The 25,305-nt window shown below is 39.7% G+C and carries 20 protein-coding genes and 1 other annotated feature; of the genes, 5 read left to right on the top strand and 15 right to left on the bottom strand.

Features of this window, described 5'->3' with window-relative positions; genetic code table 11:
• The first annotated feature begins 279 nt into the window (after positions 1–279).
• Entirely contained in the window at positions 280–606 is a 327-nt protein-coding gene (locus NSQ52_RS04215; RefSeq protein WP_017358827.1) for a YnfA family protein, read from the top strand.
• 251 nt (positions 607–857) lie between these two features.
• On the opposite strand, the gene NSQ52_RS04210 is transcribed toward NSQ52_RS04215, so the two are convergent.
• The 7 genes from NSQ52_RS04210 to NSQ52_RS04180 all read right to left on the bottom strand — a co-directional run bounded on the left by NSQ52_RS04210 (position 858) and on the right by NSQ52_RS04180 (position 8,287).
• Positions 858–2,573 carry an ABC transporter ATP-binding protein gene (locus NSQ52_RS04210; RefSeq protein ID WP_007496669.1) on the bottom strand — a complete coding sequence of 572 codons (1,716 nt, stop codon included), beginning with the start codon at positions 2,571–2,573 and terminating at the stop codon, positions 858–860.
• Between the two features lie 12 nt (positions 2,574–2,585).
• Positions 2,586–3,512, bottom strand: coding sequence for an ABC transporter substrate-binding protein (locus NSQ52_RS04205; protein WP_024720274.1), 927 nt, complete (start codon positions 3,510–3,512; stop codon positions 2,586–2,588).
• A 111-nt stretch (positions 3,513–3,623) separates the two neighbouring features.
• Positions 3,624–5,228 carry an AraC family transcriptional regulator gene (locus tag NSQ52_RS04200; protein WP_256689107.1) on the bottom strand — a complete coding sequence of 535 codons (1,605 nt, stop codon included), beginning with the start codon at positions 5,226–5,228 and terminating at the stop codon, positions 3,624–3,626.
• Between the two features lie 75 nt (positions 5,229–5,303).
• On the bottom strand, positions 5,304–6,344 hold the full coding sequence (locus NSQ52_RS04195; protein ID WP_024720272.1) for an NAD(P)/FAD-dependent oxidoreductase: 1,041 nt from the start codon (positions 6,342–6,344) through the stop codon (positions 5,304–5,306).
• A gap of 153 nt (positions 6,345–6,497) precedes the next feature.
• Positions 6,498–7,127 carry a rhamnogalacturonan acetylesterase gene (locus NSQ52_RS04190; RefSeq protein WP_039167979.1) on the bottom strand — a complete coding sequence of 210 codons (630 nt, stop codon included), beginning with the start codon at positions 7,125–7,127 and terminating at the stop codon, positions 6,498–6,500.
• Between the two features lie 150 nt (positions 7,128–7,277).
• The gene (locus tag NSQ52_RS04185) at positions 7,278–7,742 is read right to left on the bottom strand and encodes a DUF6884 domain-containing protein (RefSeq protein WP_025206957.1); all 465 of its coding nucleotides are present in this window, start codon (positions 7,740–7,742) and stop codon (positions 7,278–7,280) included.
• The gene (locus NSQ52_RS04180) at positions 7,739–8,287 is read right to left on the bottom strand and encodes a VanZ family protein (protein WP_178896515.1); all 549 of its coding nucleotides are present in this window, start codon (positions 8,285–8,287) and stop codon (positions 7,739–7,741) included. Before NSQ52_RS04180 ends, NSQ52_RS04185 begins: the two co-directional genes overlap by 4 nt.
• A gap of 174 nt (positions 8,288–8,461) precedes the next feature.
• Here NSQ52_RS04180 and NSQ52_RS04175 point away from each other — a divergent pair, with 174 nt between their 5' ends.
• From NSQ52_RS04175 to NSQ52_RS04165, 3 genes are all read left to right on the top strand, one after another.
• The gene (locus NSQ52_RS04175) at positions 8,462–9,040 is read left to right on the top strand and encodes a TetR family transcriptional regulator (RefSeq protein WP_144668014.1); all 579 of its coding nucleotides are present in this window, start codon (positions 8,462–8,464) and stop codon (positions 9,038–9,040) included.
• Between the two features lie 80 nt (positions 9,041–9,120).
• Entirely contained in the window at positions 9,121–9,465 is a 345-nt protein-coding gene (locus NSQ52_RS04170) for an SMR family transporter (protein WP_003217798.1), read from the top strand.
• Positions 9,466–9,780, top strand: coding sequence for a multidrug efflux SMR transporter (locus tag NSQ52_RS04165; protein WP_017358818.1), 315 nt, complete (start codon positions 9,466–9,468; stop codon positions 9,778–9,780).
• A 40-nt stretch (positions 9,781–9,820) separates the two neighbouring features.
• On the opposite strand, the gene NSQ52_RS04160 is transcribed toward NSQ52_RS04165, so the two are convergent.
• The 4 genes from NSQ52_RS04160 to NSQ52_RS04145 all read right to left on the bottom strand — a co-directional run bounded on the left by NSQ52_RS04160 (position 9,821) and on the right by NSQ52_RS04145 (position 18,144).
• Complete coding sequence (locus tag NSQ52_RS04160; protein WP_342473946.1) at positions 9,821–10,633, bottom strand: leucine-rich repeat domain-containing protein; 813 nt, start codon at positions 10,631–10,633, stop codon at positions 9,821–9,823.
• 415 nt (positions 10,634–11,048) lie between these two features.
• A complete protein-coding gene (locus tag NSQ52_RS04155; RefSeq protein WP_216895769.1) occupies positions 11,049–11,375 on the bottom strand; it encodes a hypothetical protein in 327 nt (108 codons plus the stop codon).
• On the bottom strand, positions 11,368–11,970 hold the full coding sequence (locus NSQ52_RS04150) for a class D sortase (RefSeq protein ID WP_216895767.1): 603 nt from the start codon (positions 11,968–11,970) through the stop codon (positions 11,368–11,370). The genes NSQ52_RS04155 and NSQ52_RS04150 overlap by 8 nt, the downstream gene beginning before the upstream one ends.
• Positions 11,971–11,991: 21 nt before the next feature.
• Complete coding sequence (locus tag NSQ52_RS04145) at positions 11,992–18,144, bottom strand: SpaA isopeptide-forming pilin-related protein (protein ID WP_342473945.1); 6,153 nt, start codon at positions 18,142–18,144, stop codon at positions 11,992–11,994.
• A gap of 700 nt (positions 18,145–18,844) precedes the next feature.
• Between NSQ52_RS04145 and NSQ52_RS04140 the strand changes: the two genes are divergently transcribed.
• Positions 18,845–20,353, top strand: coding sequence for a helix-turn-helix domain-containing protein (locus NSQ52_RS04140; protein ID WP_342473944.1), 1,509 nt, complete (start codon positions 18,845–18,847; stop codon positions 20,351–20,353).
• 56 nt (positions 20,354–20,409) lie between these two features.
• On the opposite strand, the gene NSQ52_RS04135 is transcribed toward NSQ52_RS04140, so the two are convergent.
• The 4 genes from NSQ52_RS04135 to thrS form a co-directional block, all read right to left on the bottom strand.
• A complete protein-coding gene (locus tag NSQ52_RS04135; RefSeq protein ID WP_024720262.1) occupies positions 20,410–20,691 on the bottom strand; it encodes a hypothetical protein in 282 nt (93 codons plus the stop codon).
• 355 nt (positions 20,692–21,046) lie between these two features.
• Positions 21,047–22,330: a hypothetical protein gene (locus NSQ52_RS04130; protein ID WP_327861817.1), complete on the bottom strand. Its 1,284-nt coding sequence runs from the start codon at positions 22,328–22,330 to the stop codon at positions 21,047–21,049.
• A gap of 26 nt (positions 22,331–22,356) precedes the next feature.
• Positions 22,357–22,923 carry a hypothetical protein gene (locus NSQ52_RS04125; protein ID WP_327861816.1) on the bottom strand — a complete coding sequence of 189 codons (567 nt, stop codon included), beginning with the start codon at positions 22,921–22,923 and terminating at the stop codon, positions 22,357–22,359.
• Between the two features lie 173 nt (positions 22,924–23,096).
• Complete coding sequence (gene thrS, locus NSQ52_RS04120) at positions 23,097–25,016, bottom strand: threonine--tRNA ligase (RefSeq protein WP_342473943.1); 1,920 nt, start codon at positions 25,014–25,016, stop codon at positions 23,097–23,099.
• A gap of 51 nt (positions 25,017–25,067) precedes the next feature.
• Positions 25,068–25,292 (bottom strand) — a binding site (T-box leader).
• Positions 25,293–25,305 lie beyond the last annotated feature (13 nt).

Here is a 25,305-nt window from a genome sequence, read left to right as displayed (position 1 = left end):
AAATTGCTGAGATAAGCCTCCTTTGTACTTTACTCTTTTTTCAAGGAGAAAAAAAGAGCGCTGAAAAAGGAAATGTGTTCCTCATGAGAATGTACTTACTCAACGGATGGATTGACCATTTGGATCACTCGCCTCAAGGAAAGTCAAGAATCCATGTGTTTCATTCACTGTTCAGTTGATTTTAGCAAACTCTCGTCAGGCTCTCAATTTATATCAGGTAGAACGCATCCTTTCATCATGTCATAATAGAACGAAACTGGAGAACTGGAGTGTCCGAAAATGATTGTAACGATTGTTCTTTTTTTATTAGCTGGTCTGGCTGAAATAGGTGGCGGTTATCTTGTCTGGCTGTGGCTGCGTGAAGCAAAACCCGTCAGCTACGGAATCGCAGGTAGCCTCATCTTGGTCGCTTACGGCGTCATCCCTACATTCCAGCAGTTCCCGACCTTTGGGCGGGTTTATGCGGCCTATGGCGGTGTTTTTGTCGTTCTCGCTGTGTTTTGGGGCTGGTGGGTCGATCGCAAAACCCCTGATTTCTATGACTGGATGGGTGCTTTGATCTGTTTAGCTGGTGTCAGTGTGATGTTATTTGCCCCCCGCAGTTAATGGTCGGATGATGATCACACGCTAAAAAGCCGGCAATATGCCGGCTTCAGATTGTTGACAAAGGGCTAAAATGAACTTTATTTTAGCCCTTTGTCTTCTTTTCAGCGTGATAGAAAACCTTTGCAGCCCTAGGAAGGACGAGCATTGGCGCGGAGCGAATTTGACATTCGTGAGCACCGAAGCGCAGGACTGACACCGAATGCGAGGGTTTGTCTACACGCCGAGCCGGCAATATGCCGGCTTTTCCTCTCTTACATTCTAAATTGTGTTTCATACAAACGCCGGTACATCCCGTCCATTTCCAGCAGGTCTTCATGCCTGCCTTGCTCCTTGATGCCCTCTTTTGTTAAAACCACAATCCGATCAGCATGCTGGATGGTCGCTAGGCGATGCGCAATAATAAACGTGGTTCGTCCTTCAGATAGTTCTTCAAGTGAGCCCTGAATAAAGGATTCTGTCTCCGTATCCAGAGAAGATGTGGCTTCATCTAAAATAAAAATTGGCGGATTTTTAAGGAAAATACGTGCAATAGAGATACGCTGTTTTTGTCCGCCAGATAACATCATTCCGCGTTCACCGATGATCGTATCAAGCCCATTTGGCAAGCTATTTACAAGATCCTTCAGTTGGGCTTTCTCCACTGCCTGCCACACTTCTTCATCAGATGCATCGAGTTTTCCGTATAAAATGTTTTCTCGAATGGTCCCATGGAATAAATAAATATCTTGCTGGACGACACCAATTTGTCTCCGCAGCGAAGGCAGTGTCATCTTTCTTGTCTCTATGCCATCAATTGTAATGGTACCCTCCTGCCATTCGTAAAAACGTGGCAGCAAACTGCAAAGCGTCGATTTCCCAGCACCAGAGGGACCTACGACCGCAATGGTCTCTCCTTGTTTCACCTCAAGATTGATGTCATGAAGAACCGGTTTGTCTGATTCATATTGAAAAGACACATGCTCAAAAACGATATCCCCATTTAACTGATCAACTTCAATGGCATCATCCGCATCCTTTTCATCTGGTGATTGATCGATGAGTGATGCAAATCGTTTAAAGCCCGCTGCACCTTTTGGATACATTTCAATGACTGCATTGATTTGTTGGATGGGTCCTAAGAAGATGCCTGTTAAAAGTACAAATGACACAAATTCCCCATACGTCATATTTTTTTGCAGCACAAACCATGCGCCGCATACAAGGCCAAACACTGTCACACTCTTAATAAGAAAATGACTGACAGCGGTATGCACAGCCATCATTTGATATGTGGTTAGCTTTGTCTTTCTAAATTGCTCGTTATGTTCAATAAATCGGTCCATTTCATGTGATTCATTTCCGAATGCTTTCACAACCCGTATGCCACTAATATTGTTTTCCACACGTGAATGGAATTGACCAATACTCGAGAACATTTTATCAAAAGCAGCAGACATTTTTTTCGTAAAGTAGACGGATAATCCGATCAAGAATGGAACGACAATAAATGTGAGAACTGCCAGCTGCCAATTAATCGACAGCATCAAGCCAAAGGCACCCGTGAGTGTCATGATCGCGATAAATAAATCCTCCGGGCCATGATGCGCAATTTCACCAATATCCATTAAATCATTTGTCATACGGGACACGAGTTTTCCCGTTTTCTTTTTGTCAAAGAAGCGAAAGGACATTCTTTGCACATGAGAAAATAGCTGATTCCTCATATCCGTTTCTATATTAATGCCTAATTTGTGCCCAAAATAGGTCACGACATAATGCATCGTAGAACTGATCACGTATAAAACGAGGAGCAGAATGCCCCAAAACCAAATGGCATCCCAATCACCATTTGGCAGCAAATCGTCCATCACTTTACTGATGGCAAGGGGAAAGGATAATTCGAGTAAGGCTGCCAGTACCGCACAGGAAAAATCTAATATAAACAGCCCCATATATGGTTTGTAGTATGAGAAGAAACGCTTTAACAATTGACAGACCTCCTACCGATCAGACATTTCTGTCAATATGTCAGCAAACTCTTCCGCTTGATTTGCTACTGCAATCGGATCGTAAGGCCAGAAGAACTCTGTATCCATTTGATAGGTCTGCTCTTTTTTGACAGATTCTAGACTCTTCCAAATAGAATTGTTTTTATCAAATGTTCCGCCGTTGCTTTCATCAATGAAAATGTAATCTCCTGCATATTCAGGAAGGGTTTCATAAGAAATGACTTCATACCCTGTCTTACTTTTTAAAATCGTATCTCTGACCTGTTTTGGTGGGTTTACTTGTAATTGCTGATATAATGCCTGCCCGCCTCGATAAATTCCGTTACCATATACATAGACATCATTTTTAAAAGCGCCCATGATCGAGACCGTTTCATTCTCTTTTAAAGCAGACTTCACTTTTTTCCTAGCAGCCTCGATTCGTTGATCGAAGGCGGTGAGGAATGCTTTTCCTTCCTCTTCTTTATTTAAAATTTTTGCCAGCGTCGTCAATTCTTCATGTGCATCTTTGAAAGAACCGTAAGGATACACGATGGTAGGCGCTATTTTTTTGTACACATCATAGACTTTTTCATCCTGTACTGCTGTGATAATCAGATCAGGCTTTAAGCTAAGTGCTTTTTCAGCTGAACGCTCGTCACTGATGTCCTCTATTCCTTTTATCTTGTCCTTTAAGTGTACGTTCTTTAAATCCTGCGTGGTCGATCCAACAGGCTGAACGTCAAGTGCAATCACACTCCCTAAATATCCATCTACGAGAATTCGTTTAGGTTCAGCTGGAATCTCTATCTTTCCTTTCACTGTTTCAACCGTTTTCGTTTCTTGCTTTGATTCTGCTGTTTTGGCTTGTTCTTTATTGCCACAAGCCGTCAATATCATTAGAAGAATGACAGCACATATCCAATACGTCTTTTTCATCTCCATATTCCTCCTTCATTTTCGCCACTACAAATGAGAATAGTTATCAATTACTAGTCTCATGTATTCTATCAACCTCACCTGTCGTGGTCTATGGAGGATTCTCGCAACTTACATATGGACAATTGTTGGATAGGCTGGCTGTGTCAATTGAGAGACAAACCGGTCCATCAAAAGAAGTGCACGCTCTCCTTCATCAAATCGAAACTCCTCCAGTTTTACTGGATAAAAGGTACCATTTTTCACAGCCGATAATTGACGAAGAACATCACTTTCTTCCATTCGCTTGTCCATTTGCTTATACCACCCATATTGGTCAGAGACAATAAAAAACATATGATCCGCCTCGTATTCTCCAAGTCTCTCTAAAGGAATGACTGTATGTTGATTAGGAAGAAGAACTTCTTCTAAAATGGCTTTTGGAGGTTTTAAGCCAAGCGTTTCGTAAAGATAGAAGGCCCCTCTTGCCTCATAGGACCACATATACACTTTGTCATGTCCTCTCATTTCATAGATTGCAACGGTCTCGCCTTTTTCTCTAAAGGAAGACAGGGTGTTTCTTGCCTGTTGACTATGCTGTTCAAATCGCTTCACCCAATCGTTTGCCTCATTTTCTCTTCCTAAAAGGCGTCCTATAGACAGTACCTCTGGTACAGCATGATGACCGGCGTATGGCAGAACAAGAACTGGTGCGATTTGCTCCAACCGCTTGATCAATGCAGGTTTTGAATAATAATAGTTAGGGACGATGATGACATCTAATTGAAGTGATTTAAAGACGTCATCAGGCGTATGTTCATTTATGACGAGCGAACCGGCCAGTTGTTCTTTCAGTATATCTGAATGGAGATAGGTTTCTTCGTCAATACAAACAGGCTCAATGCCTATTGCAACCAATGACCCGACAAATTGAAAAGCAGCAATACGCTCTGGTCTTCGGTTCATTCGAAACTGACTGGGCGTTCTTCCTGTTTTTTGACGGAACTTCCTGCTGAAATATAAACTGTCTGCATACCCGACTTGCCGTGCTATGATTTGAATTTGATCGTCTGTTTGTAAAAGACGTTTTTTGGCTTCGTCTATTCGAATTTGTGCAATGTATTCTGTCACACTCATCCCCATACTTTGTTTGAAAAAGGTAGAAAAGTAACTCTCATGAAACCCCATCTTATGAGCTAAGTCTTTTCTTGTTAGTTTTTGATCATAATGCTCAGCCATATACTGCAAGATCATGTTAATCGAATAATGCACTTTTTCGTTGTATGGCTTGGATTGTTTGCGGAAAATGAACATGATTTCTTCCAGCCATTTCGCCTGTTCTTGTATGATTTGGCTCGTCTGTATTTGTTTGATGTAAGAAAAAAGGACGGCAGAGCCTTTCACCACTTCCCCGTTATCAGGGAGATTATCGTGATTCACCTTATAGACCAATTCATTTTGTGCATCTTGTGCCAGAGTGAATTGGTCAAATGTGACAGTATAGATCACCACTTGCTCGCTCGATAAAGATTGAACCATGACATCTATTCCTGAGCGGATCAACACACTGTCTTTGGCGTTTAGCTCATATCGAATTCCTTCCATGTCAAGTCTTACCGCACCGTCCGTAGTCAAGAACATCAGTGAAGATGTTTGCCATGAGTCCGTTTGTTTCACAGAAAGAGATCGTTTACTGCTTTCTTTCATGCGAAGAATTGTATGAGTATAGGCGGTCATTTCCTCTTTCTCCTTCCATATAAAAAAGTGCTAAAATAAACCATTTTAGCACTTCAATGTCTGACTGAATGGTGATTATCGCGCTCCAGCCGTTTGTAATTCTTTGTTTTTCTCTTTAAAGCGTTCATTATGTGAAGACACGTACGCTACTTTTTCTGCTTCTGGTTCGATGTATAGCTTTGCGCTATTGAGTGCATTGACTCCATCAACAAACGTACCGGCAATTAAACGCACTTTACTTTTATGTGTGCATAAGTCGCCAACTGCATAGACACCAGGTAAATTGGTTTCCATCTTTTCATTGACCTCGATGAGTCCCCACTCACCTTGCTTGAGTCCCCATTCTGATAGAACACTTAAATCACCTTTCATGCCATGGTTGACGATGACAGCATCGGTTTCGATTCGTTCGATGTCGCCTGTTTCTAAGTGCTGAATGGTGACGGCTTCAATTTTGTCACCTTGACCATGAAGCTCTGTGAGTTCATGCGGTGTGAGAATGCGAGCACTAGATGCTTTCATGTTGGCGACGTTTTTTTCATGTCCGCCAAACATATCACGACGATGCACAACGGTCACACTTTCAGCAATTGGAACGAGGGCATTTGCCCAATCAACAGCTGAATCTCCACCTCCAGAGATGACCACCCGCTTCCCTGCAAACGTCTTTAGCTCCTGCACGGTGTAATAAAGGTTTGTTACTTCATAACGGTCTGCATGCTCGATTTCAAGTTTTCGCTGAACTGGAATTCCGTGACCCATGGCTAAGATGAGGGTCTTTGTCAAATGACGATCGCCATTTTCAGCCGTCAGCAGGATATGACCATTCTCATCCCGCTCGAATTGCGTGATTTTTTGATTCAACGCAATCTCTGGTTCAAATGTTTTCGCCTGCGTTTCTAGCTGCTGAATCAGCTGTTCACCTCTTGTTGGCGGCAAACCGCCCACATCCCAAATAACTTTTTCAGGATATAGGAGGATTTTTCCGCCAAGGCTTTCGTTATACTCCAGTACCTTCGTCTTTAAATCCCGCATCCCACTATAAAAGGCGGTGTACATTCCTGCTGGACCGCCGCCAATAATGGTGACGTCAAACAATTCAAGCTGATCTGTCATTTGAGTCCCTCCGTTTTTTCATTGAATGATCTATTTATCGTTGATATTGATTCTCATTATCATATGTATCTATTGTAGTCTACTCTGGTGAAGGGAATCAATAGCTTTCTGCAAAAAAAGAACAGGACGAGCGCTTTCTCGTCCTGTCATCCATCACACAATCGTTAATCCAAGGTCCTTTAATTCCAGCGAAACAAGTCTTGCAATCGCATCTGCTCCTTCTTTTGTAAAGTGCGTGCGATCCTCTATGCCTGTTGACAGCATAAAGTAAGAAGTCGTTTTCTCTATGCCGGAAATTTGATAAAACTGAAGGCTTGCCGTATTTAAATCTACAAGAAGGACTTCTTCTTCATCAGCTAGTTCTTTCATCGCGGCACAGTAATCAGGGAAATCATTGATATATTCTCCGTCTTTTTCATGAAAGCGGCCGACTGGCGTTAATAAAAGCGGTGTAGCTCCTTTCGCTCTTGCTCCGTGAATATATTGAGACAAATAGCTTTTATACGTTGTGAAAGGATCTGTATGCCGTTCGGGCTTCTCCGTTGAAGCATCATTGTGCCCCATTTGTGTAAACAGCCAGTCCCCTGGCTGAATGTCAGCCAATATTTTATCAAGCCGTCCTTCTTCAATGAATGTTTTTGAGCTTCTTCCACCGATTGCGCGGTTGTCGACGCTCACACCCTGTGCTGTGTAGCGATGTAAAAACTCTCCCCACCCTCCTTGAACAGGACGATCTGGGTAAGATGAAACGGTTGAATCACCAGCTAAATAGATGGTTGTCATGTTCATACGCCCCCTTTTTCATATAGCCACTCTAATAAGCGATGCGGACATCCAAGTGGCTGCTGAAAAGATATGAAACAATCAGCATCGCTACTTCATTCATTCTCTTTTTAATGATCAAAACCCTGCTTACCGGTAGATGTGAATACGTTAAATATGCGGCGGAAGTTCTACTTTTGTCTCAACGGCTTGCTTTAACGCCTGAAGCATATAGCCAATTCCTTTATATGGAGCCAGCGGATAAATCGCTGTCTGATGAGGAAGTAATAAAGGATCGATCACCTTTCGATATTTCTTTCCACCTAGTATCACTAATTCATCATATGCAGTGAGATGTTTTTCATGAAATTGCTGACTTAGTGCTTCTCTTGTTATCTGATCAGTATGCGGTGTACCAAAAGCCACATCATAATTTTCATGAATAATATCATCTGCCTTTAAGAATCCATGCTTCGCTGAAATGATTAGGTAGTCTGAAAAGAACGTTCGGGCATAGCTTTTCGTACGCTGATGCAGCGGACTTAAATAAACGAGGTTCGCCGGCTGGCTCCCTGCCTCTGGATGGACGTCCCATATTTTCTTCGCCCCACATGGAATGATACAAACTCGCTTCACTTGATTTTCTCCTTCCTTCGTTGATACATCCGATACAACATACAACCTAGCGCTGTGCCAAGTGTATTTAAGAGAATATCATCAATATCGCTGCTTCTTGTAATCATACCAGATTGCGAGAATATCCATTGAAGCACTTCAATTATTGTTGACAAGAAAAAGCCAGCAAAAATTGCCTTTTGCAAGCGCAAGGTTCGGAATGCTTGATAAAGAAAAAAACCAAGTGGCACAAATAACAAAATGTTCCCTGCCAAATTTAAAAAAACAAGATTGGGATAGCCATGATGATAGGCATGGAGATTTTGATAAATGGACTGCAAAGGCATGAGGTTGACACTCACCTGATCCTTTGGTGCGGAAAAACGATTAGGAAAGACCGTCAAATATAATAAAACATTTGTATACATAAACAGACAGGCAAGAACGATTTCAGTTCGTAAATAGATAAATCGTTTTTGTTTTTTCGCCTGTCTGTATCTCATATGTAAATAGAGCGGGACGAGCAAGAGAAAATAAGTCATGGAAAACATCGCACTGAATGTCATACGGAGAGCTGCCCCTTTCTCACATCATGCTTGACCATATTTACAGCTTATTCAGGCTTGCCCGCATCTATTCATCACTTATTCTCCTATTCAATGACGAGAAACCCATATTGACAAATCGTCATTTTTCCGCTAAACTGACTGACATTCAGTCATTTTAAGGTCGGTGATCCTGTGTCAAAACGAGAAAAAATTATGCTTGCTGCGATTGATGCCTTTAAAGAGAAGGGAATTGAAAAGACGACCATATCGGATATTGTGAAAACAGCAGGAGTAGCGCAAGGAACTTTTTATTTATATTTTCCTTCAAAGCTGTCTGTCATGCCTGCCATCGCTGAACATCTGATCGCACAGATGGTGCCTGCGATCGAAAAGGAATTAACTCAGCATGCAGATGTCCTCGATCAAGCAGATGCGCTTGTTGAATTCATTTTCGCTTTTACAAGGCAATACCGTGATGTCCTTGCCCTCACCTACTCAGGCTTAGCTGCCACCGAGCATTTAAAGGAATGGGAAGATATTTATGAGCCGATTTACAAATGGGTCGCTGCTTTTTTAGAAAAAGCTAAGCGGGACAAAAGAGTCCGTGCGAATCTGAACTGTCAATATGCAGCCAAATTCATTATCGGTTTACTTGAATCATCAGCTGAGCAAATGTACTTATTTACAGAAACAGATACAGAAGAGGTTCTGATTCAAAAGCAAGAGGTCAAGCAATTCCTTCTTTACGCACTCGGCATAGAGACACCTTAACTTAGTACAGCACTTGCTGTACGCTCTTTTTTGGCTTCAAAATGACGAATCGTCAGTTTTCAGTTTTAGGAGGAAATACGATGAAAAAAAGTTGGATGTATGTTGCACTCACATGTTTATTTGAATTACTTTGGGTGTTTGGTTTAAATAGAGCTGATGCTGTGTGGGAGTGGGCGATCATTATCTGCCTGATCCCGGTTGATTTTTATTTTTTAATGAAAGCCTGCGAGAAGCTGCCGACAGGGACCGTGTACGCCGTGTTTGCCGGAGTTGGAACGATTGGTACATCTTTGATGGATTATGCGCTGTTCGGCGGTTCGTTTTCATTAGAAAAGCTTTTATTTATGGGCATTTTAATTCTCGGAATTATTGGACTGAAAGTGTCTGATGGAGATGCACATGAGCAGAAAGGAGAAGCGGTATAAATGGGCTGGTTTTTTGTACTGTTAGCCTCTGCCTGCGAAATTGGCGGAACCATTGGTCTCAATATGTTCAGTAAGAAAAAGCAACTCACGACAGGCATTATATTTGTCGGCGGATTTGCCTTATCCTTTTTGTTTTTGTACGCCTCGTTCTCTTCCGTTCAAGTCTCCGTTGCCTATACGGTTTGGATTGGACTTGGAACAGCGGGTTCTGTCTTGTTTAATATGATTCTATTTAAAGAGCCGAAAAACATGATTCGTATCCTCAGCTTGCTGCTGATTGTGATTGGCGTCGTTGGGCTGAAGTTGTTTGCGTAATAGAAAAAGCAATGGAATAGATTATCCATTGCTTTTTAAGTTAATTTTTATACTTTTCTTGGTACGCTTTAAATTGTTCTTCGTATTTTTGCAACTTTTTCCCATCGACTTTTGAATTTAATTTCGGTTTCCGCTTTCCAATTACCATTACATCTTTATCTACAATAGGACTTGATAAAAAGATGTATGGTGCAAAACGATCACACTTCGTATTTGGAAGGGTTACGGATAATCTAGCATATTCTTCTGTCGGGAATTGGTTTGAAATGTCAAGCTCCTTGAGCCCCTCTAATGCCGATATTGGTTCTAAAGACTCATCCTTCACTTTTATATTTGATAAGCACAGATATTTTAAATTCTTAAGGTATCTTAAAGGTTGTAGAGTATTTAAATTTAATGTATTCCAAATCCCACCTGACAATTGCAACCATTCTAAACCAGTGTTTTTTTGCAAAGGGGCTATGTCATTCAACTTTGAAAAATCTGTTAAGGATAAAGATTTTAAAAAAGTGTTTTTTGATAGATCCCATAAACTTTGTGCCTTTGTATTCCATTCAAGTGCCAATACCTCAACATCTTGAAGAGAACTGATGATTGATAAATCTTCTACTCTCAGTTCACGCATATATAGCATTTGGGGATTAACTAAGCTCAAGATCGTATTGAATTCCTTTTGGCTCACTTTGTAAATCCACAATTTCGTGAGGTTAGAAAAAGAGTTCAACCTTTCAATATTTTTTGTTTTTCCTGTGATTAACAACTCGGTGGCATTTTCATCTACATCGGCTAAATCATGAACAACTTCTGGTTGGGCATCATGACGAAAAATATAATCAGGGTCTTCTTTGAGCATTCTTTTACCTCCACACCTACGAATGATGGATATCTAAATGAATTTTATCAGAAGTTTGGAGTCAAAACATAATTCTTTCCGATATTTCTGCCGAAGAAATAGGGGAAGGGATAAAAACTAGATGATCTTCTTTGGTCCGTTTAACCACAATCCGCCGATGATTACGTCTATTTTCAATCCATTTTATAAAATCTTTATCATCTAAAATATGGAGCAACAACATATCAACGACTTCGCTTTCACTATACTCCATATATTCTGCACAGGTCTTGACGATAGCTCGTACTCTTTCATATAAACAAATAAAAGAACTCCAATTCATATACGAATTAGAGTCCTCATTATATGACTAATACAACTTTCCCACCTTAAAACCGCACCCGTTAATCAAAGACCTTCCTTTTTTATTTCTTGTTTAATGTGGATCATGCTGCTCAAGCAAGAGATCCATTGTGTAAATCGATTCGCCTTTTTCATCCAATAAAAAGTACACAATCAAAGGCTCTCCAAAGGACTCTGTCTGCTGCGTGAACAAAACACAGGTGAATTTTTCAATACCTATCGGAATCTTTCTTCTTAATAAAGGATGAAGAATAGGCGAAGTCCGAATTGTATCTATATCCACATCCCAACGTTCGTTTTTTAAAGTGGGATAATGCTCTACTAACAGTTGGTGTAACATGTCGGTCGTGAACGCTGCTTTTCCAGCATACCCATCATCTATTATGTTGGTGTTATACATCCGACGGTTGCTTATCCTTTGAAGCATTGATTCGTATTCCTTTTAAGACAAATCGTTTCTGGCCATCAAGAGTACAAGTGATTAATGTCAGTTCATTTTTCCCGCGATCCTTTAGTACATTCACATCCGTCGGTTCAATCGTAGCTGAGCTGACAATTTTGTATTCGTATGTTTCTGCTTGATGATGTAAGACGACTTTTTCTCCTTTAGGCACCTCTGGCAGCTGCCGGAAAAGCCGGTCGCCTCTATACCCTCTATGGCCTGCAATCGTGAAATTTCCTTCACCTGGCATTTGATGAGATTTGATTTGAGTCAGTGCAATACCTAAATTTTCTTTTGTTGTAACAGGAAGCACTTTTTCGTTTAAATCAATTGACGGGATCTCAAGCTCCATCGTATCTCGCAGGTCTTCTTCTGACACTGTTAAATGTGGAATAGAAGAAAGGGCATCACTGTCATTTTCTTCAATCATTTTCAATGCCTGTTCCATGGCTGCTGTCTCCTGAGAAGTTCGCCACTCATATAGAAAAGGAACGGAGATGAGCATTAGTCCCGCGACCACCAAAAAGCTGCCTAATAAGGTTCTTTTTTTCATCAATATACTCGTTCCTTCCTTTTACTGAATGGTTCTTCTTCTGACAACAAGAAGAACAGTTCCAGACACTACTAGTAAAATCCCTGCATACATCAAATAACGTAGCCATTCTTCCCCAGTCTTTGGCAATTCACCGTTTGAGTCATGAGGCGGATGTTGATCCCCTTGATCTGAAGCTGGAGGATTTGTGTGATCCTCTTCATTCTTCATTGGAGCATTTTTTACAATCAATGTCTTGATCTCCACTTCGCCCATTTGAATTGTAAAAGCGAGTGGTTTTTTTAACGCTACATAACCATTTGGAGCTTTCGTCTCTGTAAGTGTATATTCACCAGGTTTAAGCCCTTTGACAATGGCTTCTCCGTCTTTTCCTGTTGTCACAGATTTTATCGTTTTCCCAGCTTTTGTACGAATGTCAAAGGCTGCACCTTTTAAGGTTCTATCTGTCTGCTGGTCTACCTTTATGATACGCAGACTTCCTAAAATCAATTGATTCTTCGCTGTTAATTGAAGAGGCTTCTGCTGATTTTTCTCAATCGTAAACCGGATCGGCTGATCATCTAATTCATAGCCGTGAGGCGCTTTCGTTTCAACGAATTGATATTCTCCCGGTTTTAGATCGTTGATGTGAAGCTTTCCTTTTTGATCCGTTACAAGTGATTTCTTCAACGTTTTCCCGTCTTTACTCTGAAGAGCAAACTCTGCGTTTTCCAGCGTGTGTCCTTCAGCATCCACTTTGGTCAGTTCCACTGCTCCCGGCGTCAGTTTGTTGATCATTTCTACTTTTGCTGGTTTGTCTTGCCCTAATCGAATCGTAAATGAGACAGGTGTCTGATCCAATTCATAGCCGGCAATGCTTGCTGTTTCGACAAATTGGTAGGTTCCTGGCTTCAGTTGATCGACTGTCAGTTGACCGTTTTTGTCTGTCTTTAAGTCTTTCTTCACACGCTGACCGTGCGCATCAATCAGGTCAAAGATCACGCCAGCGAGCAATTGACCATCCTCCCCTTTTTTCTCAAGCTTCACAGCACTTGTCGTCCGGATATTTTCTTTTGTCACTTTCACCAGTTGATTTGGATTGAAATCAATCTTGAAGTCTACTGGTTCTGCATCAAGTTGATGTCCAAAAGGAGCCTTTGTTTCAACCAATTGGTAAGCGCCTGGTTTCAAATCGTTGACAGTGATGATGCCTTTTTCGTTGGTTGTTAAACCTGACATCAATTCTTTACCATCGTCATTGAAAAGTGTAAATTCTGCGCCTTTCAATCTTTCTTTTTCTTCCCCTATTTTTGTGAGTTCTACAGAGCCTTTCTTGAGCTGATTGATGGCTTCCACTTGAATCAATTCTTTTTGACCTAATTCAACTTCAAAGACAAGTGGTTTCGTACTCAATTCATAGCCTTCAAGACTCTTTCTTTCAACAAATTGATAGGTTCCAGGTTTTAGACCTGTGAAGGTAATCTTTCCATCCTGATTGGTTGTAATCCCTTCTCCTCCTGCCACTATCTTTCCTTTGGCATCAGATAGATCAAAGACAACCCCATCTAATGATTTCCCATCTTCACCTTTTTTGTGTAACAACACTCCGCCAGTTGTGCGGCTATTTTCTTTTGTCACACTGACCAGCTTCTCAGGGTTAAATGGCATAGCAAAAGTGACAGGTATTTCGTCAAGCTCATGACCGAATGGCGCCTTCGTTTCAACAAACTGATAGGTTCCAGGTTTCAGATCGTTTACGATGATCTTCCCGTTCTCATCTGTGACGAGACCTGTTTTTATCTCTTTTCCATTTGCATCTACTAGCTTGAATTCTGCTCCTTCAAGCACATCATTCTTTTCACCGAGTTTCGTGAGCTGGACAGCTCCAGTTTTGAGATCATTGATCACTTTGATCTCTGCCGGTTTTTTTTGTGCGATTTCGATGGTAAACGGATAAGGTTTATTTTTCTTTTGGTAACCATCAATACTCTCTGTCTCCACAAGCTGATATTTGCCCGGTTTGAGGTTGTCGACCAAAAGCTTTCCATCTTCATCTGTTATCAAATCTTTACGTACCACTTTGTCATTTTGATCCGTGATTTCAAAGCGAACACCTTGAAGCTTCTTGCCATCTTCTCCTTCTTTCAACACTTCTAATGCACTTGTTTCATAGAGGTTCTTTTGTGAAATGATAACTGGTTCTTTTGGATCGAGTGGTACTTCAAATGTGATCGGTGTTTCATCTAATACATAACCATCGGGTGCTTTCGTTTCAATGAGTTGATACGTACCCGGTCTTAGTTCGTTGATCCTGATCTTGCCATTTTCTCCTGTGACAAGCGAACCATTTAGCTCATGTCCATCTTGATCTAAGAGCTTGAACTGTGCACCTTCTAGTCTCTCTCCGCCTTCACCTATTTTGCTCAATTCTGCAGAGCCTTTGATGATGTCATTTACTGCGGTGACAACCGTTGTTTCTGTTTGATTTTCTTTAATGGTGAACGGCCATTTTTGCTGATTTAATTGATAGCCTTTCGGTGCGTTTGTCTCAACAAAGTAATAAGAACCTGGCTCAAGATGTTTGAAAAGGATTTCTCCTTTTTCATCCGTTTTCAAATGGGTTTGAACGGTATCTCCAGATTCATTTTTCAGTTCAAATTCTGCATTTTCTAATGCCGCACCCGTTTCTTTATCTTTTTTCGTGAGCTTGACATGCTGACGGATTTCTTGGTTTTGCACCGTCATGCTATTTCCTGTTTTCGCTTGATCTCCTGATTCGTAAGGCTGATCAATCGTGACATTGATCGGTTCCTTCGTTTTCAAATAACCATCAGGTGCTTTCTCTTCTGTCACGATATAGTCACCATACAGAAGACGATCAAATCGAAGAGCTCCTTCTTCATCTGTTGTCTTTGTTCCAATGACGATACCGCTCGCAGCATCTGTCAGAGAAAAGGTTGCTCCTTTTAGCGCTTTTCCACTACTCGCATCTACCTTATGAATGGTTAAAGCGCCAATCGCTCCTGTGCCATCTCCCATGCCAGCGGTACGTTTGACCACAATTGAGGCTTCGGATTCCTTTTTGATTTCTTTTACATTTTCACCTCTAAACGTTACTTCGTTTTGAAGTGTACTTCCCACCTTATCTAAAATGAGAGATTGGTATTCTAAAATATAGGGTCTCGTGATTTCTTCTTTAAATTTGATTTGAAAAGAATCTGGATCGAATTCAAGGTCTAGTTCATAATCCTTCCCTTTTTCCAGTTCTTCCTTTTTGGTCACTTGCCCCTTTTCATCTATTGTTGTCGAATACAGATGAAATGAGTTTTCTATTATGGCTTGGTTACTGCTCGGATGGTCTATAATCGTCGCATCTTGGACTGTTGATTGACCAAAGTTGATATTCAGTTTCCAATCAATGACTTTCCCTTGTTGATTTCCTGATTTGCTCGTGTATTTCCCTCCATTTGGAATGGACACCACAGCATTCACATCTGATTCTTTCGTCTTTCCATCATAAAGGGTCGCTTTATTTTCGTAGGTTTTCTGTACTAAATCCATTCCTTCAACACTTGTTTGATACGTGATTTTGTATGGGGAGTCAATGGCATGTTTGAAAATGACTTCGAAGCCTGATTCTCCCTTTTCATTTTCAAGGAATTTGATGTCATAATGTTCTTTCGCTAATACTTCTTTTTCTTCCGCACCATTTTCCCCGCCTTGTAAATCAAGCGAGTAGACGATAATTGAATCTTTAAGCAAACGCTGATTTCCTTGAATGAAATCCTCGATTTTTGCCTCTTCTAGATGTTTCAAATTATAGTTCACACCAATATTCCATGTGATCTCTTTTTTCTTTGCATCATATGTTCCGTTCTTGAATCCATTTGACTGCGTGTATGTGTCAGGCGTAAAGACAGATTGATTTTCCTTCGTCAAATCCTTGCCATCTTCATTTATCCATTCAAGTTTTACATGGTTACGCAGGTTCTTTTGATCTTTATCTGCTCTTTTTTCATAATCAAAAGACGTTGTATATGTGATGGTATGTTCTGTCTTGATTTCTTTCGTAAATTGAATATCAAATCCATTTGCATGTTCAACGATTTGATAATCTGTGCCTTCTTCAAGCACTGTATTACCTGTCGTCACTTTTAAACTATCTTTTTGCAGCGTCAATCCTTCGTTTGTGAACGTATCTTTTAATATCACGTTGTTCATGGTTTGTTGATCTTTGTTAAAGGTGATATGCCATGGAATGGTTTTGTTCTTGTAATTCGGTGTTCCGTGGTTTTTCGTTAGGATTTGCTGATCAATTCTTTGCTTCGCTTGTTTGCTCTCTTTGCCAGCTGTCACAGTATTGATAATCTCTTCAGCTTCGAAAATTCGATCAGTTGCTTTTGTTTGATATGTGATGAGATAAGCCGATTGAATTTCTTGATTGAATTGCAAGGTAAACCCGTTTTGTTCATCCTTTTTTTGAGGTTGAACCACGTAATTTTCAAATGCTTTTGTTCCTGCTTCGTTGCCGTTCTGATCAATTGTGACTTCTTTGACTTGAATTGAGTCAGATATTAGCGCCTGTGTACCGTTAAAGAAGTCTTCTATCAAAGCATCCTTTTGAGCTAGCTTTTTTTCGTTATAGTTATACCGAATTTCCCAAGTAATCGTTTGTGTGACTGGATCGTAGTGGGCGGCTTTTTTATTTAAAGGGCTGCCTCTTGTCACATTTACTGTTCCTTCTGCTGAACTAATCACTTTATCAGCAGAGACAAGGGACGCTTTATTACGAAACGCAGACTGATCTTGATTCGTAATGTCCGTTTCATACATTAAACGGTAAGCGAGATGCACGTCATCTTTAAATTCAATCGTGAAATCTTGACCATCTGCTGTTTGGCCGATTGTGTAGTGGTTTTCGTCAAGCAGCTGTCCAAGCGATGTTTCACCATTTAGCTTTGTATCTACACGATAAAGCTTGATTGAATCTTTTTTTAACGCTTGACCTTCTTGAATCGGATCTAACAGTTTCGCTTGTTTCACATCATCTAAGTCCATGTTAAAATCGACTGTCCATTGAATGACTTCAGCATTGTAAGATCGATTGGGTTCTCCCTTTTTAGAGACGTTTGGACCATTTGGAATGTATTGAATCGGGATCGATATTGTATCTTTGCCTTCAATCGGGGTAATCACCACTTCTTTTTCTTCAGTGATCACTGTTTTTTTATCTAATTGTGTCCATACTTGAAGTGTTCCTTGGATATTTGAATATTGTTTAATAAAATCTGTGAACTCGATGGAGGCATTTCCGCTTTCATCTACAGAAAAATAACCGATGGTCGATTGATTAAATTTCATCTCGAGACGATCGATTTTTTCATAAATGACTAATTCCTCTGGAACCTTGAAATGGAATTCATCGCCGCCATTATAGTTATGACCATTCGGGATGGCCCACTTATAGTTAATGGAAATCAGTGAGTTGATATCAGGCCTTTCTACTGAATTTCCTTCTTGATCTTCAAATATCAATTGCGCATCAGTGAGAAGATTTTCTTGGATCGTCATTTGTTTTGAGACACTTTGCAATCCTACACGATTAGACACGTTCACTTTGTTTTTTAGTAACTCATCTTCATCGCTTTGTGTCTTTTGAACAGTTTCTTGATTGTTAGCAACTTTGTCTTTTTCCGATGAGGTTGAATTATCTTTTGAAAGGTTTTCTTCACGCTCGTTTTGCTTTGTTTTCTCTTTTTTCTCAGCTATACTGGTGACGTCAATATCTATAGATCCTTCTAAATTCGGATCAAGCTCAATATCCTCATTGAATGTGACCGTCACTTCATTTTGTTTCGAAACGGTATACTCACCAACAGGTATGTCATCGACAGTAATGAGTTCTTTCTGCTCCTTCTCTACCTGAATGACTGAAGGAAGAGAGAGAATATACGGATATTGCTTTTTGAGATCAATTCCTTTAATAGACCAATGCACAATGGCCTTTCTAACTTGCTGATCTTCTATGCTTGATAACTTGTTTCCTTCGCTATCAGCAAACTCAATATTCCCATAAATATTCTCTTGAATGTCTTTAGCTTGTGCCTCTGCTAAAGGCAAGATTCCTAATATACTAGACTGTATGACTAACACGGTCATCAGTGCCACCGACAATATTCTTTTCAATACATCCACCCTTTTCTACAATTATTTTTCAACAACGATTAAAAAATCATTTGTATACTGTCTGATCAATCACTCCGCTTCTGATCAAATTTTTCTAAAAATTGCACCTTAAGACCCAATGAATAAAATGAGTTGATGAATCATGAGTTTGAAAGGTCATCATGAGTAGTAGATATAGTAGCTGGATAGGGGTCTATAGCAATGGGGAATAGTGAGAGGGAACATGAAAAGAAGACATGTGAATTTTTCTATTTATACTGGAACGAACAACAAATGATTAGTACATGCATATATAAGCATGTATTCACATATAGAACGTTCATATAAAACAAGCATGACTCATATGGTATGTATGGTGAGATAGTTCAGCATCATATAGATCGCATTCCTTCTACTCCCTTCCATATGGTAATCAAAAAGCCGATGCTTTTTATTCTTACATTTACCGTTTAAGCAGCAAAAAAATAAACAAAATGATCCATTTTTATAGGATTCATGGCATACTTATCACCTTTTAAAAGAAAAATATGGAGAATCAGCGAATAACATTTGTTTTCGTCTAATTTTTTTCTCTTTTATCGTCAAAAGTGAAGACAAAACGATTTAGGCAAAACATTACAATCATTTCATGCCTATTTTGAGCTCAAATGTTCTTCATCTGAACTTCATAATATATAGAGGCAAGTCAAAGGAAGGAGTTAGTTGTTTGATGGAGCTCATTGATAATAAATCAAAGAGATGGATAAACATTTTAAAATTGCTTGTATCCAAAAATAAGTGGTGGAGCCTTCAAGAGATATCGAATGAACATATCGGCTCGATTCGTGCGATTCAAAGCGATTTAGAACAAATGAAATCGTTCCAAACAGAGAATGGAGAGCCGTTAATCCACATAAAGCCAAGACAAGGCATTTCCATTTGTTATACCGAGACGATTCGAGTGGACTACTATATTAAAGAAATTTTAAAAGATACGATTGAAATCCGATTGATTGACGGCATTTTTTTCGAAGAAAACAGATCTTTCTATGAATGGATGGACACGCTTAATATCAGTAGATCCACACTGTATAACACGATTCATAAAATCAACTCGATCCTTACATCCTATGACATCGAGTTACGCCCAGATAGTATGCAGTTTCATGGGAATGAGAAGGAGATTCGTCAATTCTTTGTTGAATTTTTGTTTGAAGTGTATGGAAGCCGCCTTTGGCCATTTGATGATATTCAAAAACAAGACGCAGTTCATTTATTACAAGAACTATTTCAGGTGCTCGAAGTCAATGTACCAGATGTCGCGATAGATAAATACTGCCTGTGGCTCGGCGTTTCCATTCACCGAATGCGAAAAGGTTTTACAATCAGCCGTAAATATACATACTCAATGAATGAAGAAAAACAAACCTCTACGGCTAAAGGAATCTATGATCAAATTAGAAGATGGGAAGAGCACATCTGCCGAATGGCCAAAGACGTATTTGATGTGACGCTGGATCATCATGAATTTGTCTTTTTGCTATTGATCGAACCAGCTATTGGACACTTTAAATCAATTGAAACTGTCGAAGAAAAATTGACGTTCTTTCAGTCGCATACACCACGCCTCTATGATGCCATTCATTCATTTATCACCCAGTTGGAGTCGATTTTTCATCAAGAAATAGCGAATCGTAAGGTGATGACACTCGTTCTTCTCCAATATTATGTGTATTCCAATGAAATTACCGTGAGAGATGGATTCCTTTTCAAAAAGAAATCGAGCTATTTATCAGAGGTGAAAAAACAGTTTCCCTACTTCTATTCGAGGATTAGTCATATCATCCAAGAGTTAAAAACAGACGATATCCTTGCTTCTTTTGTGAAAAATGAACGGGAATTGATTCGTATCATTACATCTTCCTGGAGAGGGCTTGTTCATTTGGAGATGGAACGGAGAAACGTGCTGAACATTTTTGTTACTTCAACATTAGGTTATTATCATAGTTTGTTTATTGCTGATTTAATTAAATTAAGCGTGCCTCCTCTCATTCACATTTTCACAAGTCCAGAAAATTCGTTAAATGATGTCACGATGGATCAACTTGGGGTTGATATGATTGTGACCGATACTGAGCTTCCTCTTCAATTCGGTCGATCTACGCTGCTGATCAGCTCTTTTCCAACAAAAAAAGAATTGGACAACTTACACCGAAGATTGGTTGATATGACAAACTAATGTTCATCATAAAAAAAAGCTGCTGAGACATTCTCAAGCAGCTTTTTGGTTCTGTATTAATGAAGCACGATTTGTTCATTCATCAAATCAATGGCGTAAAGCGATTGCCCATATTCATCTAATAGAAGGTATACTTTGAGCGGGGCAGTGGTTTGATCTGTTTGCTGCGTGAATAGGACACAAGTGAATTTTTCAATCCCTTCTGGCAGCTTGCTTTTCAGAAAAGGATGAAGAATAGGAGAGATTCGAAGGGTATCAACATCTTTCAGCCAAAGCTCATCTTGTAACGCAGGATAATGGTCAACCAAAAACTGACGAAACACTTCCAATGTACTCAAGGTAGATATCCTCACTTTCTTCTAACTTGGCTTCAAACTCACCTAAAAACAAACGGAACCAACTCATCATATGATCTCGGTACACGTATTTTCGCATACGGCTTGAGACATGATCACTCACTTTTGAGACATGAACTGTAGATCGACTGTACTGTCACGAATGTTCAATATGTATAACGTTTCCTATGTCATCTCATTGACTCCACCACGAATTCAAACAATGGACCTATGATCATATTCTTACCTGTTTTCTTTCGTGATGAAACGACAACTTCCTGCTACAATATTCCATTTTTCTGCAAAAAAGAGGGAGTTGGGACAAAAAAAGAACAGCTCCTCACTGTTCTTTTGGAAATTATGAAAGGTCTGTCAAAGAGAACACTTCGCCGCTCACTGCATCAACGCCATCATGACAATCGAGCTTGCCGCATAAAACATATTGTTTTTGCACATCGTCATAGACATAGATGGGTGTAAGTTCGAGGCGTTCTCTCAATGTTTCAAAGGCTTCTTTCTGAGTTATGGTGATTTCACTAGCTGTTTGAGATGGATTGAGTATCCCACATACTTGAAACATCTCTTTTTTATCTATGTAATGAATGGCTTCAAAAGTGTTGGCATCAATGAAGACCTTGATTTTATCCATAAATCCACAGCCTTCTTGCTCATTCGTTTTTAATATCGCATGGATGTATCCATGATCACGTTGGAGTGTTTTTAGAACCCACTTCCCTGTATCGTTTGAATATTTTTGCGCCAAAAAGGTTCGAACCGCTTTGATACACTCATCCTGGTCTTCTTTTGATATCGGGAGGGAATCTGGTGACGGTTCCAATGAGAAAGCTTGTTCAGCTGAAATGTTCTCATGAATGTCCATTTCCTTTTTTTCAAAGGCATTGTTTATCGGTTCATTCCACTCAATGACTTCATTCATGTGTATACAATGCGTTTCTTCACGCCCAACCTCAAACGGAAGAGTTCCCGTTCCATCGTTCTTCACATAGATTTCTTCTAAAGCATAAATAGAACGGATTTGATTGTGCTCGAAGGAAGGCCATTGAAACATCTGTACTTGCTGCTTGGCTAAGTTCTTCACCTGATCAAGGGAAAGCACATATTTCTCATCTTTCAGTAATGTTTTGGCTAAAAATGGACCGTGGTGTGTAAAGTACATGAGCTGTCCATGTTCATTCCATTTCACTTCGATTCTTCCTGAAGGTGCTACTTTCACACCATCTATTGCTTCTTCGAAAGAAAGTTCCCCTTTCTCCTTCTGATGCATATGAAAATGCTCTCCATAGATCAATCCTGTTTCTTGTTCGATCCATTGAATGACATGAGCTGGATAAGGTCTCTTAAACGTGACACCATGCTGCGCATAGGTTTTGTCCATAACAAAAATAACCGACTCGGTCTGTCCTGTATTCAAGTTCACTTCAATGACAGCTGTGCCGTCTGGGTTTAGATCATCGTCCTCGGGTTCCGTTTCATGAGAGGGAAACCATTCCATATTCAATGTATACACCGTTTCATTGAACATATTGACGTAGCGATGAAAACTGTGTCTTTTTAGATAGTAAAGATCTAAGCCAAATTTCGCCTTTGTCTGATCGATCAGTTTTTGAATGTTTGCATTCATTTGTTTCACCTCTAAATGATGATATTTTATGGAAGAACAAAAATAACGATAAAGATAAAAATAACGATTGCCATAAAAAATCCTAAAGCGATTGCCATTATATTTGACTCTTTTGTGTAGCCTGTTAATTCACCTACAGTCGATCGGTCGATTTTTCTAAAACGAAAAAGCATGCTTATATTTAAAATGGCTAGAACCATCAAAAACAAGAAAATGATCAATGCAGGATCGACGTCACTGAATGCATTATCCACATTTTGTAAAGTGAATGATTGAATAAACATAATGACACTCAATATGATTTTCCACACATGATCTAACCGTTTTTCCTTTTCCCACTCTTTCCCTAATTTCTCTTTTTCATAAATAGCTACCTGCTCTAAAATAGGTATGAAAGACTTTGTTGTTCCTTTTCTAATAAAGCCTAAAATGCCTTGAATAAGCATTAGAATTCCTAAACAAAAAAGGAAATGTGTCAGTTTGATTTTAACAATTTGAATCAACATAAAAAAAATGATGATCATAAGTCCGACAAATAAATTAGAGATAGCGATTTGTTTTGTCCTCATCTTTTTTAGTGCAGCTTGTTCCATGTGATAAACTCCTCCTCGTTTCAAATTTTTCTGATAAACGCTCTATCCTTATTACGATTTTAACGAAAAAATGTTTCAATATTTTCCCTTTCAATTGTCAATTCGGCTTTTTCACAAATGAAAAGACGCCCACATTCAATGGACGTCTTATCCTTCTTCATGAAATCAGCACATCATATTTGAGCTGTTCTGTCTTTTATTTGCTGGGCCGCCAAGTGTTTAAAGTCATCAATAGACAGCAGCTTTGACATTTTTTCTCCATGTTGTCTGATGTTCAGTGTTTTTTCTTGCATTTCTGTATCTCCAATGACAGCGATATAAGGAATTTTTTGCATTTGTGCTTCTCTCATTTTATAGCCGAGTTTTTCATCCCGTTCATCGATTGTGACTCTAATTCCGATATTTCTTAATTGCTGCTGCACCTCTATGCAGTAATCAAGGTGAACGCTTGAGACAGGTATGATTTGTACTTGGATTGGTGCGAGCCATAACGGGAAGACGCCGGCAAAATGTTCAATGAGAATACCAAGGAACCGGTCAAGTGAACCAAAAATCGCACTATGAATGACAACTGGCCGCACCTTTTCATTTTTCTCGTTGATATATGTTAAATCAAATTTCTCTGGCATTTGAAAATCCAGCTGAATTGTGGCGCACTGGTGGCTCCGCTTTAATGCATCTTGAATATGAAAGTCGATCTTCGGACCATAAAATGCCCCATCTCCTTCATTTAAGTAGTAGTCAATCTTTAACTGATCAAGCACATTTTTTAGCACTTTTTCGGATATATCCCAAATAGCGTCATCCCCTAATGCTTTTTCTGGGCGAGTGGATAGTTCGACTGAATACTCAAAACCAAATGTCCGATACACATGATCAACTAATTGAAAAATCCGTTTGATTTCAGCTTCGATTTGATCTTCTCTTAAAAAAATATGGGCATCATCTTGGCAAAATGTTCTGACCCTGAACAATCCATTTAATGCTCCGCTAAATTCATGACGATGCACTTGACCAAATTCAGACATTCTAATTGGAAGGTCTCTATAGGAATATAAGTTATTTTTGAACATGAGCATATGCCCTGGACAGTTCATCGGTTTTAAAGCAAAACTTGTATCGTCTACTTCTGAGAAATACATATTCTCATGATAATGATCCCAATGGCCTGACTTTTCCCAAAGTTCTTGGTTCATCATAAATGGAGTACTTACTTCTTCATATTGCGCTTGACCTCTCACTTCTCTAGAAAAGGCCATTAATTCATTTCTGACAATCTGACCTTTTGGTAAATAAAACGGCATGCCTGGCGCTTCTTCTGAAAACATAAAGAGGGATAACTGTTTCCCTAATTTCCGGTGATCACGTTTATTTGCTTCTTCCATGAAATGAAGATAATCAGCTAGATGATTTGGATGCTGAAATGCTACACCATACACTCGCTGCAAGACATCCTGATTGCTATCTCCCCGCCAATATGCCCCTGCCACACGCATTAGTTTAAATGCCTTTAAATACCCTGTAGAAGGCAAATGAGGTCCACGGCACAAATCTATAAATTCTCCTTGCTGATAAATCGTGATGGCTTCTTGTCGAGGGAGACTTTTTAAAATATCCAGTTTATATGGATCATGTGCAAACATCACTTCAGCTTCTTTGTAAGAGACCTCCATTCTTTGAATAAGGTGATTCTCGTTTATGATGTTTTTCATCTCTTTTTCAATCATTGCCAAATCCTCTACGCTTAACGTTTGATTCAGCTTCATATCATAGTAAAATCCATTCTCAATGACAGGTCCGATCCCCAGTGTCACATTGTCATATAACCTTTTCACAGCTTGGGCTAATACATGTGCAGCTGTATGACGTAACACTTCCAGCCCTTCTTTTGAATCAAGTGTTAGAATCGAAACCCCCGCATCGTTGTTTAACGGATAACTTAAGTCCACTGTCTGATCATTGATCTTTCCCGCTACTGCTTTTTTTCTTAAACTTGGGCTAATATGGGAGGCAACCTCTGCGACTGTCGTACCTGCGGAGAACTCCTTGATCTTTCCATCTGGAAATTGAATTTTTACCATTTTTTCTCTCATCACTGACACACCTTTCTCTTTTTTGAAATAAAAAAACACACCCATCCCTCATAGAGGGACGAATGTGTAATCCGTGGTTCCACCCAAATTCCCATAACGCGTATTCGCTTTATGGCTCTGGCGCCGTAACGTGGCGTAGACGGTATTGGATACTGCAATGTTCCCCAATACAGCTCAAAGGTGGTAAGATAGCTTTTCTGCGTTAGGAAGATTTCACCGTGACTTCCCTCTCTGTGAACCGATAAAAGCTGCTCATGTCCTTTTCAAAGCAATCATGCTATAAAAGTAA

Source organism: Bacillus sp. FSL W8-1141 (assembly GCF_038593205.1).
In the GTDB taxonomy this organism is placed as follows: domain Bacteria; phylum Bacillota; class Bacilli; order Bacillales; family Bacillaceae; genus Bacillus; species Bacillus altitudinis.
This window is presented reverse-complemented; position numbering and strand designations above follow the sequence as displayed.

Excerpts from the sequence above, each read along its gene's own strand:
- NSQ52_RS04200 (WP_256689107.1), bottom strand. The coding sequence starts at position 5,228 with ATGACCGCCTATACTCATACAATTCTTCGCATGAAAGAAAGCAGTAAA.
- NSQ52_RS04180 (WP_178896515.1), bottom strand. The coding sequence starts at position 8,287 with ATGACATTCAGTGCGATGTTTTCCATGACTTATTTTCTCTTGCTCGTC.
- NSQ52_RS04190 (WP_039167979.1), bottom strand. The coding sequence starts at position 7,127 with ATGACAACCATCTATTTAGCTGGTGATTCAACCGTTTCATCTTACCCA.
- NSQ52_RS04165 (WP_017358818.1), top strand. The coding sequence starts at position 9,466 with ATGGGCTGGTTTTTTGTACTGTTAGCCTCTGCCTGCGAAATTGGCGGA.
- NSQ52_RS04205 (WP_024720274.1), bottom strand. The coding sequence starts at position 3,512 with ATGAAAAAGACGTATTGGATATGTGCTGTCATTCTTCTAATGATATTG.
- NSQ52_RS04155 (WP_216895769.1), bottom strand. The coding sequence starts at position 11,375 with ATGTATAACACCAACATAATAGATGATGGGTATGCTGGAAAAGCAGCG.
- NSQ52_RS04160 (WP_342473946.1), bottom strand. The coding sequence starts at position 10,633 with ATGCTCAAAGAAGACCCTGATTATATTTTTCGTCATGATGCCCAACCA.
- NSQ52_RS04125 (WP_327861816.1), bottom strand. The coding sequence starts at position 22,923 with ATGGAACAAGCTGCACTAAAAAAGATGAGGACAAAACAAATCGCTATC.
- NSQ52_RS04215 (WP_017358827.1), top strand. The coding sequence starts at position 280 with ATGATTGTAACGATTGTTCTTTTTTTATTAGCTGGTCTGGCTGAAATA.
- NSQ52_RS04170 (WP_003217798.1), top strand. The coding sequence starts at position 9,121 with ATGAAAAAAAGTTGGATGTATGTTGCACTCACATGTTTATTTGAATTA.
- NSQ52_RS04140 (WP_342473944.1), top strand. The coding sequence starts at position 18,845 with ATGGAGCTCATTGATAATAAATCAAAGAGATGGATAAACATTTTAAAA.
- NSQ52_RS04195 (WP_024720272.1), bottom strand. The coding sequence starts at position 6,344 with ATGACAGATCAGCTTGAATTGTTTGACGTCACCATTATTGGCGGCGGT.
- NSQ52_RS04150 (WP_216895767.1), bottom strand. The coding sequence starts at position 11,970 with ATGAAAAAAAGAACCTTATTAGGCAGCTTTTTGGTGGTCGCGGGACTA.
- NSQ52_RS04130 (WP_327861817.1), bottom strand. The coding sequence starts at position 22,330 with ATGAATGCAAACATTCAAAAACTGATCGATCAGACAAAGGCGAAATTT.
- thrS (WP_342473943.1), bottom strand. The coding sequence starts at position 25,016 with ATGAGAGAAAAAATGGTAAAAATTCAATTTCCAGATGGAAAGATCAAG.